11 protein-coding genes and 1 riboswitch are annotated in these 11865 nt (G+C 63.4%); of the genes, 2 read left to right on the top strand and 9 right to left on the bottom strand.

Annotated elements, in window-relative coordinates:
- Positions 1-232 precede the first annotated feature (232 nt).
- From M2394_RS04100 to M2394_RS04065, 8 genes are all read right to left on the bottom strand, one after another.
- The gene (locus M2394_RS04100) at positions 233-925 is read right to left on the bottom strand and encodes a 16S rRNA pseudouridine(516) synthase (RefSeq protein WP_259171733.1); all 693 of its coding nucleotides are present in this window, start codon (positions 923-925) and stop codon (positions 233-235) included.
- A complete protein-coding gene (locus M2394_RS04095; RefSeq protein WP_178921016.1) occupies positions 925-1137 on the bottom strand; it encodes a cysteine-rich CWC family protein in 213 nt (70 codons plus the stop codon). Before M2394_RS04095 ends, M2394_RS04100 begins: the two co-directional genes overlap by 1 nt.
- A gap of 48 nt (positions 1138-1185) precedes the next feature.
- The gene (uca, locus tag M2394_RS04090) at positions 1186-4809 is read right to left on the bottom strand and encodes an urea carboxylase (protein ID WP_259171732.1); all 3624 of its coding nucleotides are present in this window, start codon (positions 4807-4809) and stop codon (positions 1186-1188) included.
- A 260-nt stretch (positions 4810-5069) separates the two neighbouring features.
- Positions 5070-5699, bottom strand: a complete 630-nt coding sequence (locus tag M2394_RS04085; protein WP_078741260.1) for an urea amidolyase associated protein UAAP2 — start codon at positions 5697-5699, stop codon at positions 5070-5072.
- Positions 5700-5708: 9 nt separating this feature from the next.
- Positions 5709-6434 carry an urea amidolyase associated protein UAAP1 gene (locus M2394_RS04080; RefSeq protein WP_259171731.1) on the bottom strand — a complete coding sequence of 242 codons (726 nt, stop codon included), beginning with the start codon at positions 6432-6434 and terminating at the stop codon, positions 5709-5711.
- Positions 6431-7195: an ABC transporter ATP-binding protein gene (locus M2394_RS04075; protein ID WP_259171730.1), complete on the bottom strand. Its 765-nt coding sequence runs from the start codon at positions 7193-7195 to the stop codon at positions 6431-6433. The genes M2394_RS04080 and M2394_RS04075 overlap by 4 nt, the downstream gene beginning before the upstream one ends.
- The gene (locus tag M2394_RS04070; RefSeq protein ID WP_259171729.1) at positions 7192-8007 is read right to left on the bottom strand and encodes an ABC transporter permease; all 816 of its coding nucleotides are present in this window, start codon (positions 8005-8007) and stop codon (positions 7192-7194) included. Before M2394_RS04070 ends, M2394_RS04075 begins: the two co-directional genes overlap by 4 nt.
- 12 nt (positions 8008-8019) lie before the next feature.
- Entirely contained in the window at positions 8020-9087 is a 1068-nt protein-coding gene (locus M2394_RS04065) for a putative urea ABC transporter substrate-binding protein (protein ID WP_178921026.1), read from the bottom strand.
- A gap of 60 nt (positions 9088-9147) precedes the next feature.
- Positions 9148-9249: riboswitch (guanidine-I (ykkC/yxkD leader) on the bottom strand.
- Between the two features lie 313 nt (positions 9250-9562).
- Between M2394_RS04065 and M2394_RS04060 the strand changes: the two genes are divergently transcribed.
- Positions 9563-9925: a hypothetical protein gene (locus M2394_RS04060; RefSeq protein ID WP_178921028.1), complete on the top strand. Its 363-nt coding sequence runs from the start codon at positions 9563-9565 to the stop codon at positions 9923-9925.
- Here M2394_RS04060 and M2394_RS04055 read toward each other — a convergent pair.
- Positions 9922-11034, bottom strand: coding sequence for an enoyl-CoA hydratase/isomerase family protein (locus M2394_RS04055; RefSeq protein WP_259171728.1), 1113 nt, complete (start codon positions 11032-11034; stop codon positions 9922-9924). The two genes, M2394_RS04060 and M2394_RS04055, sit on opposite strands and share 4 nt — an antisense overlap.
- A 136-nt stretch (positions 11035-11170) precedes the next feature.
- Here M2394_RS04055 and ung point away from each other — a divergent pair, with 136 nt between their 5' ends.
- On the top strand, positions 11171-11863 hold the full coding sequence (gene ung, locus M2394_RS04050) for a uracil-DNA glycosylase (RefSeq protein WP_259171727.1): 693 nt from the start codon (positions 11171-11173) through the stop codon (positions 11861-11863).
- Positions 11864-11865: the final 2 nt, after the last annotated feature.

Genomic DNA, 11865 nt, shown 5'->3' with positions numbered 1-11865 from the left:
CGCCTGGAAAAGGAGGGCCCATGTCGATCCGATGACGGCTGGCCGACGGGTGTTGTTATGGCGGGCTGTTTGCCTGAGAGGCCCGTAGATCAAGCGCGGGCGGGGCAAGGTGTTTCTTGGAGGTTATGGCGACTCGCCAGTCATCATTTGGCTGACGGTTTGATTCAAGCAGCAGACCCGGGATGTCGCAAGTCACACAAATGGGTTTTTGCCATCACCGGCCGAACGGTCATCAGACCTGTCGTATTTCGTCGTCGGTCAATGCGCGGTATTCGCCTGGTGCGAGGGCGGCGTCCAGTACCAGCGGGCCCATTTGTTCGCGGTGCAGGCCAACCACCTTGTTATCAAAGTGCCCGAACATGCGCTTCACCTGGTGATAACGGCCTTCGACAATGCTCAACCGCGCCGTGGTCGGCCCCAGAACCTCCAACTCGGCAGGCTGGGTGGTGAGATCTTCGAAGGCGAAATAGAGGCCCCCGGCAAAGGTCGCGGCGTACTCGGCTCCGATGGCCTGTTCGGTCTCCACGAGGTAGACCTTGGGCAGCTTGGTCTGGGGCTGGGTCAGGCGGCGCGACCATTGGCCGTCATTGGTGATGACCATCAGACCGGTGGTGTTGAAATCCAGACGACCGGCAATGTGCAGCTCATCCTTATCCGGCTCATCGAGCCAGTCCAGCACCGTCGGGTGTTGCGGGTCCGACGTGGCGCTCACACATCCCTGGGGTTTATGCAGCATGAAATACCGCGCTGGCTTACCCGCCTGCAGCACCTCATCGCCCACGCACACCCGGCTGAACGCGCGCACCTCATGGTGAGGATCGCTGACCTCTACACCATCCACCGTCACCCGCCGCTCCACCAGTAACAGGCGCACTTGCTTGCGATTGAAACGCGGCAGGTTGCTGAGGAACCGATCAACGCGCATTACGAGCGCTCGGCCCCACGCAACTGTGCGTCCACCTGGGCACAGCGCGGGCACAGGCACGCTTTATTGCGCAGTTCATCGGGCAACGCTTCAAGTACCGCAGGGTCGATGGTGACGCTGTAGCACCAGCACGCTTGGTCGGCCGTGCGTGGGTCGGCCAGGGTGCAATCGTTGCGGGCGCCGCAGGCCGGGCAGAGGCTGGGTGTGGTCATGGGGGGTATCGTGCAGGACGGTTCAGAGCCTGCACGATACAGCGCCGGTCAGTCCCGTTCCAGCACCACGACCCGTTGGCCGGCGCCGATGCCACTGCCCGGTTGCACCGGGATTTCCCGCACCACGCCGGCAAACGGCGCCAGCACCGGGATCTCCATTTTCATCGACTCCAGAATCACCAGCACATCCCCCGCTGAAACACGTTCACCTGCCACCACCTGAACCTGCCAGAGGTTACCCGCGATAGGGCTGTCGATGCTGTGTTCATTGGCCTGCAACGGTGTGTCCGCAGCCTGCGGTGCCGCCAGTTCCTCGCTGTCGAAATGCGCCTGGCCGCTGGCGATCCAGCGTTCGCGTTCGGCGTTGAACGCCTGCTGCTGTTGCGTGCGGAACGCGTCAATGCCCGAGGCTTCGCGCGCCAAAAAGGCTTGGTAATCCGCCAGGTTCAATTGGCTTTGCTCGATTGCCAGGTCAAAGCGCCCCAGGGGAAAGTCACGGCGAATGCGCAGCAACTCATCGGCACTCACCGGGTAGAAGCGGATCTGGTCAAAGAAGCGCAACAACCACGGCTTGCCCTCGAACGCCGCCACTTCGCGATAGCGGTTCCACATCTGCAAGGTGCGCCCGACAAACTGGTAACCCCCCGGACCTTCCATGCCGTACACGCACAAATAGGCGCCGCCGATGCCCACCGAGTTTTCCGCCGTCCAGGTGCGCGCCGGGTTGTACTTGGTGGTCACCAGGCGATGGCGCGGGTCCAGCGGCGTGGCCACGGGCGCGCCGAGGTAGACGTCGCCCAGGCCCATCACCAGGTAGCTGGCATCGAACACCGTGTGGCGCACTTCATCGAGAGTGGCCAGGTCGTTGATGCGGCGGATGAACTCCAGGTTGCTCGGGCACCACGGCGCGTCCTTGCGCACGGTGGTCATGTATTTTTCGATGGCCAACTGGCACGCCGGGTCGTCCCACGACAGGGGTAGATGCACGATGCGCGATGGCACTTGCAGGTTTGGCGTGGCGCACACGGCGGTCCATTCGCTGGCGATCAGCGTGAGCAATTCAGCCAGGGGCAATTGCTCGGGCTGATAGTGGATTTGCAGCGAGCGGATGCCGGGCGTCAGGTCGATCACGCCGTGCAGGGCACGGGCTTCGAGCGCTTGCATCAAGGCGTGGGCGCGGAAGCGCAGCACCAGGTCCAACTCAGGCGCGCCGATCTCCAGCAGCAGGTGGGTGTCGCCGGCAACGCGCGCGACCAGCCGAGTGCTGTCTTCACCCCTATCGAGCACCACAGGTGACTCGGTCAACTGTGGGAGCGGGCTTGCCCGCGATGGCATCACCTCGGTGTGGCTGTGGGACCGAGTCGCCTGCATCGCGGGCAAGCCCGGCTCCCACCGTTGATCCCATTCCAAGGCCAGATCCCGGGCGGTTTTAAGATCGACCGGTTCGAAGCAAATTTTATCGCCGGCCTTGAGCTGGCCTAGTTGCCAGAGGTCAGCCTCGATCACGGTGACCGGGCACACAAAACCGCCCAGGCTTGGCCCGTCCGGCCCGAGGATGACGGGCATGTCTCCGGTGAAATCCACCGCGCCGATGGCGTAGGGGTTGTCATGGATGTTCGACGGGTGCAGGCCGGCTTCACCGCCATCCGTGCGTGCCCACAATGGCTTGGGCCCGATCAGCCGCACGCCGGTGCGGCTGGAGTTGAAATGCACTTCCCATTGAGTGGCGAAGAAGGTGTCGATGTACGCGGGCAGGAAGTATTCCGGTGCGCCGTGGGGGCCGTAAATCACCCGGATCCTGCGCACGCCTGCCAAGGGCTCTGGGACAATCTGGTGCCCGGCGCTGGTGTCCTGCAACGGCAGCAGGTGCAGCACATCCCCGGCCCGCAACGCGCGCCCGCCGTGCCCGCCAAACTGGCCGAGGGTGAAGGTGCTCTTGCTGCCCAGGTAGTCCGGCACCTGCAACCCGCCGCGCAGGCACAGGTAGCTGCGCGCACCGGCGCCGGCCATCGCGCCGAGGCTCAACACCGACCCGGCCGGGATCAGCAATGCGGTGTTCATCGGCACCGCTTGATCGTCCAGCAGCAGCGGGATTTCAGCCCCGGTGACGGCCACCACCGCCGCGCAATTGAAGCGCAGCAGCGGCCCGCTCATGGTGATTTCCAACGCGGCGGCGCCTTCGCTGTTGCCCAGCAGGCGATTGCCCAGGCGCAATGCGCGGCTGTCCATCGGCCCCGACGGCGGCACGCCCACGGCCCAATAACCGAGGCGCCCGGGGTAGTCCTGCACGCTGGTCTGGGTACCGGCGCTAAGTACCTCGAACGTGTCGGCGGCGTAGACCAGGCCTTCCAGGCAACGCGTCCATGGCCGGCCGCTGGCGAAGGGGGCCGCGAGCAGAATCTGGCGCAGGTAGTCGCGGTTGGTTTCCACGCCGTACAACTGGCTGTCGCTGAGTGCCTGATGCAGGGCCAGGCGCGCCTGTTCGCGGGTGGGTGCCCAGGTGATGAGCTTGGCGATCATCGGGTCGAAGTAGGGCGGGATCTCGCAACCCGCCTCCACCCAGGTGTCGACCCGCAAACCCTCGGCCAGCGGAAAATCCACCTGGGTCAACAAGCCGGGGCTGGGCTGGAAATCCCGACCTGGGTCTTCCGCGTACAGGCGCGCCTGAATGGCGTGGCCCCGAGGCGTCAACGCCAGCTCGCTCAGCGGCGGCATTTCACCCGCCGCCAGTTGCACCATCCAACGCACCAGGTCTACGCCCCACACCTGTTCGGTGACGCCATGTTCCACCTGCAGGCGCGTGTTCACCTCAAGGAAATAGAAGCGCCCGTCAGCACTGTCGAAGATAAATTCCACGGTGCCGGCACTGCGGTAGTTCACCGCTCTTGCCAGGGTGATGGCGGCCGCGCACAGGGCTTCGGCCATGCCGTCAGGCAGGTTCGGTGCCGGGGTTTCTTCGAGGACTTTCTGGTTGCGCCGCTGCACCGAACAGTCGCGCACACCGAGGGCAATGACCTCGCCTGCGCCATCGCCGAACACCTGCACTTCCAGGTGGCGTGCGTGCTCGATGTACTTCTCGATAAACACACCGGCGTCGCTGAAGTTGTTCTGCCCCAGGCGCTTGACCGCCTCGAAACACTCGCTCAACTCCGTCGCGCTGCGGCACACGCGCATGCCGATCCCGCCACCGCCGGCGGTGCTCTTGAGCATCACCGGGTAGCCCACGTTGTCGGCGGCCAGCAAGGCGGTTTCAAGGTTGTCTAATAGCTCGGTGCCTTCCAGTAGTGGGATCTGATGCCGTTTGGCCAAGGCCCGCGCCGTGTGCTTGAGGCCGAACACACGCAGTTGCTCCGGCGTTGGCCCGATGAAGGCAATGCCGGCGTTTTCGCAGGCTTCGGCGAAGGCGGCGTTTTCCGAGAGAAATCCATAGCCCGGGTGAATTGCCCGGGCACCCGTCGCCTTGGCGGTGGCGAGGATTTTCTCCACCGCCAGGTAAGTGTTCGCCGCCGCGCCTTCACCGAGGCAATAGGCTTCGTCGGCCTGCTGGATATGCAGGCTGGCCGCGTCGGCCTCGGCATACACGGCGACGCCTTTGACGTGCAGCTCGCGCAGGGTGCGCAGGATGCGGCAGGCGATGGCGCCACGGTTGGCGATCAAGACTTTTTCGAACATGGCAAAACCCTGCGGGCCGTCCCGCACAATGGGGCAAGCGCCCACGGTCGTCCGTGGCGCAAATTCCGAAAACAGTGGAGATCCAAATGTGGGAGCGGGCTTGCTCGCGAAAGCGGAGTTTCAGTCACAGATGCATTTGCTGACCCACTGCATTCGCGAGCAAGCCCGCTCCCACATTTTTGAACGTCATTGTTTTTTAAGGCACTGCCCGGCGCGGGCCTGGCACAGGGCAAACAGCCATTTACGCAACCGCTTTATCTTCAGTTCCATACCAGCAGCTCCGCAGGGGTGGGGTTGTACGCATTGCACGGGTTGTTCAACTGCGGGCAGTTGGAAATCAGCACGATCACGTCCATTTCCGCACGCAGGTCGACGTATTTTCCGGGGGCAGAAATACCGTCTTCAAAGGTCAGCCCACCGTCGGCCGTGACCGGCACGTTCATGAAAAAATTGATGTTCGGCCCAATGTCGCCTTTACCCAGCCGGCCGTCGTGGGCACAGGCGCGCAGGTAGTTGTCGCGGCAGCTGTGCATGTAGCGTTTTTCCAGGGCGTAGCGCACGGTGTTGCTCTCCTGGGCGCAGGCGCCGCCGAGGGTGTCGTGGCGCCCGCAGGTGTCGTCGACGATGGTCAGCATCGGTTGGCCGAGGTTGGAATACAGCACGCTGCCAGTGCCCAGGTACACGCTGTTCTGTCGGCGCAACGTGCGTTGCACATCGTAGCGTTCGCGCGGGTTCTTGAGGCTGTAGAACAGCGTGTCGACGGCCTGGTTGCCCTCAAGGTCGAGGATGCGCAGGGTCTGCCCGGCCTTGACCTCCATCAGCCAGGGTTCACCGGCGGGAATGGTGGCGCGGTACACGGCCGCATCCGGTTGCTTCAGTGCGATAGACATGGCAGCTCCTCAGGCGAACAAGCGGTCAGTGTTGATAAAACCGCGCTCGTTTTCCGGGCGCGAGGTGCGGCAGTGTTCTGCGACGCTGGGGTCAGCGTTCATCCAACTGAGTTTCAGCGGTTGGGGTGCGTAGTCGGGGTTGGGATCCATCGGGTGTTGCAGGGCGGTGAGCACCACCAGGGTGTCCATCGGTGCATAGAGTTCGATGTAGTCACCGGCTTTGGAATTGCCCGGCACGAAATGCAAACCGCCCTCGCTGTCCACGTTGACGCGGCTGAACAGGTTGAGGGTCATCAGCAGGTCAGATAGCCCCAGGCCCCACTTGCCCAACTCCACCAGCAAGTTGTCGGTGCCGTTGCGGAAGAAGCCGTTGCGCAGTTCCTGGTAGCGGCCCTGGCCATACTTTTCGGCGACTTCGGCGGCGCACAGCACGCCGCCAATGCTGTCACTCCAGCCGCAGGTGTCGGCGGTAATGGCAGCCAGTACGCGGCCCATGTCCGAGTACAGGCAGTGGCCCGTGGTGAGCTTGGCGGTGTGCTGGCATTTGAGGCTGTCGGGCAGGTTCAGGCGCTCGGTTTTTTCGTTGGCGTTGAGCAAGGTCAAGCTCACGTTGGCGCCACCACGCAGGTCGGTCAGGCGCAACAGCTGGCCGCGCTTGAGTACGAAGGAACGGTGGCCGCCACCGGGGAGCATTTCCTCGGCGAAGGGGGGGAACAGTGGGGTGGATTCGGTCATTTGGACGTGGCTCCAAGTTCAGCGGCGAGCGCCTTGCGGCGTTCGCTGTTCAAAGGGATGTCGTAGGTGATGCGGGCGCCATAGGCACCGGGGGCGTGCGGGTCGACGCGGACCTTGTCGAACACCAGCAGGCGGGTGCCCAGGCTGAAACCCTCGCTGAGGTCGTGGGTTACCATGAACACGGTCAGCCGGGTTTCGCGCCACAGTTCCAGCAGCAACTGGTGCATGTCTTTACGAATGCCCGGGTCGAGGGCACCGAAGGGTTCGTCCAGCAGCAAGACGCGGGGTTTCATGATCAGTGCCTGGGCGATCGCCAGGCGCTGTTGCATGCCGCCGGAGAGTTGCGCCGGGTACTTGTCGAGCGCATGGCCGAGGCCGACTTTTTGCAGCAGGATTGCGGCCTGTTCGCGGGCGTCTTGCTTGGCCTTGCCGAATAGCCGCCCGAGTAAACGTGAACGCGGCAGTTCAAGGCCGAGGGCAACGTTGTCGAGCACGCGCAAGTGCGGGAACACCGAGTAGCGCTGGAACACCACGCCTCGGCTGGCGTCCGGTTCGACTGCGAGCGCTTTGCCGTCGAGCAGGATCTGGCCCTTGCTCGCGGTTTCCTGGCCCAGCAGCAGGCGCAGGAAGGTGGATTTGCCGCAGCCGGAGGTGCCGACCAAGGTGCAGAACTCGCCTTCGTTGACGTGCAGGTTGAGCCCTTCGAGCACCACCTGGTCGCCATAGCGCTGCCACACGTTGTTGACGCTGATAAAGCTCATGGCCGCGCTCCTTCGTACCAGGGGAACGCACGTCGGGTCAGGGCCTTGAGGCCCCAGTCCATCAGCCAGGCGAGCAGGGTGATCCACACCACGTAGGGCAAGATCACGTCCATCGCCAGATAGCGGCGCACCAGGAAGATCCGGTAGCCCAAACCGTCGGTGGAGGCGATGGCCTCGGCGGCAATCAGGAACAACCATGCTGAGCCCAACATCAGCCGCAGCGAGATCAGCAGGCGCGGCAACAGTTGCGGCAAGACCACGCGCAGCATCAGGGTCCAGGTGGAAGCGCCGAGGGTCTGCGCTTTCACCAGCAGCTCGACGGGAATTTCCCGTGCACGCTGTTCCAAATCACGGGCCAGTGCCGGGGTGATGCCGATCACGATCAGCATCACTTTGGACAACTCCCCCAGCCCGAACACGATGAACAGAATCGGCAGGATCGCCAGTGGCGGCACCATCGACAACACCGTCAGCAACGGTGACAGCGGCGCGCCGAACAGCGGCAAGGTACCGGCCGCGATCCCCAGGCACAGGCCGGCGAGGGCGCTGATGCCCAGGCCAATGCCCAGGCGGCGCAGGCTCGACGCACTGTCTTGCCACAGCACGTACTCACCGGTGCGCGTGTCGGCGCTGAACGCCAGGCGCTTTATGGCGTCGCCCATTTGCACGGCGCCTGGCAGCAGCTTGTCGTTGGGGTTGTCCGCCAGTCGCTCGGCCGAGCCCACGAAGTAGGCGAACAGCAGCAGGGCGAAGGGCAGCAGCACCAACAACAGGCGGCTGGAGCGTTCCGGGTGACGGTTGATCAGGCGCATGGCCGGGTCCTCTTACAGCGTGCCGTCGGCGGCCATCTGCACGTAGCGGGGGTCGAAATGCAGCTTGAGGTTGGCGGTGTCGCCGCTGGTCACACCGTTGGCAAAGCTCATGCCCACGGCGCTGGTGTCCTTGGCGCCTTCGCCGAGCAAGCCGTGTTCAAACGAGAACTCGGCGACCTTGCGCATGGTGGCGGGCAACTGCGCGCTGGTGGCAAACGCCAGGGCTTCCTTGGGCGTGGCGAACAGCTTGGTGGTGTCCAGTTGCGCCTGGAACCCCTTGAGGTCGGTGCCAGAGGCCTTGGCCATATGCTCGAGTGCTTCGGTGCTGGCGGTGCCCTTGGCGTTCATCAGCGCGACGGTTTCGAACCAGGCGCCGGTAAGGGCCTTGCCCAAGGCCGGGTTGTCCTTGAGGACCTGGGTGTTGACCACCATCATGTCCATGATCTCGCCGGGCACTTTGCTGGAGTCGAACACCTGGGTGACGCCAGGCTTGGCCTTGATCTCGGAAAGCATCGGGTTCCAGGTGGTCACGGCTTGCACCTGGTCGGTGTTGAAGGCCGCGGCGATGTCGGCGTCGGAGGTGTTGACCACTTTCAGGTCTTTTTCCGTGAGGTCAGCCGACTCCAGGGCGCGGGCCAGCAGGTAGTGGGACACGGAGAGTTCCACCAGGTTGACGTTCATGCCCTTGAGGTCGGCCACGGTCTTGCCGGTGCCCTTGATCACCACGCCATCGTTGCCGTTGGAGAAGTCGCTGACCACCAGCGCGGTGCTGTCCACACCGCCTGCGGCAGGAATGGTCAGCGCATCCATGTTGGTCATGGTGCAGCCGTCGAACTGGCCGGCGGTGTACTGGTTGATGGATTCGACGTAGTCATTGAGCTGCACCATGTCGATCTTGATGCCGTACTTTTTGGCCCATTTGTCGAGAATGCCCTGGCTGCCGGCGTACTCCCACGGCATCCAGCCCGCATAAATGGTCCAGCACACGCTGAAGTGGTCTTTGGGGGCGGCTTGGGTTTGAACACTCAACACCGCAGCAAAGGCGGCGGCGAGCAAGGCGGGTAAACGCAGTGAGGGCATGGGGCTTCTCCAGTTGATCAAGGGCGAGCAGGAGCAACGCGGCACCGTGAACGGTGGCTTGTCTCCCGGGCTTTTATCCCGCCGTGTAACCTCAACTGGAGGTCGCCAACTCTCGGACCAGCCACTCGCTTTTGGCGAGCCGGAACCCTAGTCGGCCATTGCAAATTGTGGTGCCGCGAACCTGTTTTCAATCCTGCACGCCAGAGGCAAAGCGAGAGTCGTGCCAAGTGGCAGGCGCGCCTGTAGATCGCGGGTTTGCGCGATACACGTGAACAGGCAGGGCTGGGTGGTGCGTTGTGCTGGTGCGCGGTCGCACTGAGATGAGGCATCCGTTTCGTCTGAAACAGATGTTTCAACCTGTGTCGGAAACGCACCAGATTCAGTTTTTGATGTCAGATATTTCGTCATTCAGTGAAAGACGAATGCCGCCCTCCAGCGTCGCTGGAGGTGCTCTTCCGCGGTCCAGGAGGCCGCCATGTATCGACGATTGCTTCTCAGCGCTTTACTCGGTCTGACCCTTTCTGCCTGTGTGCCCTATTACGAGGGCGGCCAGAGCTATTACCGTTCCGAGGTCTACACCGCACCGGCGCCGGTGTATTACTACGGCGGCGGCACGGCGTATCAATACGGGCGCAGTTACTACCCGGCGCCGCGTTACTACGCGCCGCAACCGCGCTATTACTCGGCGCCGCGCTACTACCAACCGGCGCCGCGCTATTACCCAAGGCCCGATTACCGGCCCTACCCGAACCAGGGCTGGGGCAACCGCTGGGGCAATGGCGGTGGCCACAACGGCGGTGGTGGCCGTGGCGGGCACGGCGGCCATGGCGGCCGCTAAATGTCGGACAAGTCCGCCAGCGGGTGGCGACCTTCCCAGGCCTTGTGGAAGTGCGCTTGCACCACGGCGTCGGGAATCGCGTTGATGTCCGGCCAATGCCAGTGAGGCTTCTGGTCTTTATCGATCAACCGCGCCCGCACGCCCTCGGCGAACTCCGGGTGGCGGCAGCAGTTGAGGCTCAGGGTGTATTCCATCTGGAACACCTGGGCCAACGACAGGTGACGGGCGCGCTGGATCTGTTCCCATACCAGGTGCGCGGTCAGCGGGCAGCCTTCGCTCAAGGTAGTACCGGCGCGCTTGAGCAGCGGATCGGCGTGCTCCTGGAGCAGGCTCAAGGCCCGCCAAGCGCAGCGCACATCGCCCACGTCCAGCCATTCGTCGATCTGCGCCCGACGCGGTAGCCACTGGGCCTCGGGTTGCTGGCCGACAGCTTCCTGGGCCAGGGCCTTGAGCAGGCTGTTGAGCTGCATCGCGGTCTGTTCCTGCCAGTTCAGTTGCAGCAACCCTTCGATCAATTCGTCTTGTTGGTCTTCGCCCAGGAAGCGGTCGGCCAGGCCCAGGTCCAGGGCGTCTCGGCCGTTGATATGGGCGCCGGTCAAGCCGAGGAACAGGCCGAGCTTGCCGGGCAGTCGCGACAGAAACCTACTGGCGCCCACATCCGGGTACAGGCCGATGCTGATCTCCGGCATCGCCAGGCGGCTGCTCGGCGTGACGATGCGTACCGCCGCGCTTTGCAACAAACCCATGCCACCGCCCAACACGTAGCCGTGACCCCAGCAGATCACGGGCTTGGGGTAGGTGTGCAGGCGATAGTCGAGACGGTATTCCGCCGCAAAGAACTGCGCCGCCAATGCCGGTACTTCACCGGGCTGTTCACGGCAAGCCAAGGCCAGGCTGCGCACCTCGCCACCGGCGCAAAACGCCTTGGCGCCATTGCCGCGCAACAGAACGCAAACAATGTTGGGGTCTTTGGCCCAGGCGTCCAGGCGTTCGCCCAAGGCCAGGATCATGGGCAGGGACAGGGCATTCAGGGATTTTTCAGCATCCAGGCTGGCGATGCCGAGGCGGGCACCGTCGCTGCCGGTCAGCTCTTCGAAGTGCAGGTTCATCATGACCTCATTCGGGGGAGTGAAGGATCAGTATGATCCCTTCGCAGGAAAGTGGCGGTTGTGTGTCAGATCAATTGACAAGCGGGGGCGGCTTTCCTAGGGTTCGCCTCATTCTTTTTTACAAGACCATTCAAACATGACCGACGGCGACCGTATCAAACTCGAACCCAGCTGGAAGCATGCCTTGCGCGATGAGTTCGAGAAGCCCTACATGGGCGAGCTGCGCGAGTTTTTGCGCCAGGAACATGCGGCCGGCAAAGAGATCTATCCGCCGGGCCCGCTGATTTTCAATGCGCTCAACTCTACGCCGCTGAACAAGGTCAAGGTGGTGATCCTCGGCCAGGACCCGTACCACGGCCCCGGCCAGGCCCACGGCCTGTGCTTCTCGGTGCAACCGGGCGTGCCGACGCCGCCGTCATTGGTCAACATCTACAAGGAACTCAAGCGCGACCTGAACATCGACATCCCCAACCACGGCTGCCTGCAGAGCTGGGCCGACCAGGGCGTGCTGCTGCTCAACACCACCATGACCGTGGAGCGCGCCAACGCCAACGCCCACGCGGGCAAGGGCTGGCAGTTCTTTACCGACCGGATTATTGAAGTGGTCAGCGAGCATCAGCCGCACTTGGTGTTTTTGCTGTGGGGGGCCCATGCCCAGGGCAAGCAGAAGCTGGTCGACGCCACCAAGCACCTGGTGCTGACCTCGGTGCACCCGTCACCGTTGTCGGCGTATCGCGGGTTCTTGGGGTGCGGGCATTTCAGTCGCACCAACAAGTACCTTGAGCAGAATGGCGAGACGCCTATCGAATGGCGGCTGCCGCCGGCATAACG

The organism is Pseudomonas sp. BIGb0164 (assembly GCF_024810135.1).
Taxonomy (GTDB): Bacteria; Pseudomonadota; Gammaproteobacteria; order Pseudomonadales; family Pseudomonadaceae; genus Aquipseudomonas.
The sequence above is the reverse complement of the archived record's forward strand: the minus strand, read 5'-3'. Positions and strand labels throughout refer to the sequence as shown.

What these genes read in the sequence shown, in the direction of transcription:
- M2394_RS04065 (WP_178921026.1), bottom strand. Translation starts at nt 9,087, where the DNA reads ATGCCCTCACTGCGTTTACCCGCCTTGCTCGCCGCCGCCTTTGCTGCG.
- M2394_RS04100 (WP_259171733.1), bottom strand. Translation starts at nt 925, where the DNA reads ATGCGCGTTGATCGGTTCCTCAGCAACCTGCCGCGTTTCAATCGCAAG.
- ung (WP_259171727.1), top strand. Translation starts at nt 11,171, where the DNA reads ATGACCGACGGCGACCGTATCAAACTCGAACCCAGCTGGAAGCATGCC.
- M2394_RS04055 (WP_259171728.1), bottom strand. Translation starts at nt 11,034, where the DNA reads ATGAACCTGCACTTCGAAGAGCTGACCGGCAGCGACGGTGCCCGCCTC.
- M2394_RS04095 (WP_178921016.1), bottom strand. Translation starts at nt 1,137, where the DNA reads ATGACCACACCCAGCCTCTGCCCGGCCTGCGGCGCCCGCAACGATTGC.
- M2394_RS04070 (WP_259171729.1), bottom strand. Translation starts at nt 8,007, where the DNA reads ATGCGCCTGATCAACCGTCACCCGGAACGCTCCAGCCGCCTGTTGTTG.
- M2394_RS04075 (WP_259171730.1), bottom strand. Translation starts at nt 7,195, where the DNA reads ATGAGCTTTATCAGCGTCAACAACGTGTGGCAGCGCTATGGCGACCAG.
- M2394_RS04060 (WP_178921028.1), top strand. Translation starts at nt 9,563, where the DNA reads ATGTATCGACGATTGCTTCTCAGCGCTTTACTCGGTCTGACCCTTTCT.
- M2394_RS04085 (WP_078741260.1), bottom strand. Translation starts at nt 5,699, where the DNA reads ATGTCTATCGCACTGAAGCAACCGGATGCGGCCGTGTACCGCGCCACC.
- uca (WP_259171732.1), bottom strand. Translation starts at nt 4,809, where the DNA reads ATGTTCGAAAAAGTCTTGATCGCCAACCGTGGCGCCATCGCCTGCCGC.
- M2394_RS04080 (WP_259171731.1), bottom strand. Translation starts at nt 6,434, where the DNA reads ATGACCGAATCCACCCCACTGTTCCCCCCCTTCGCCGAGGAAATGCTC.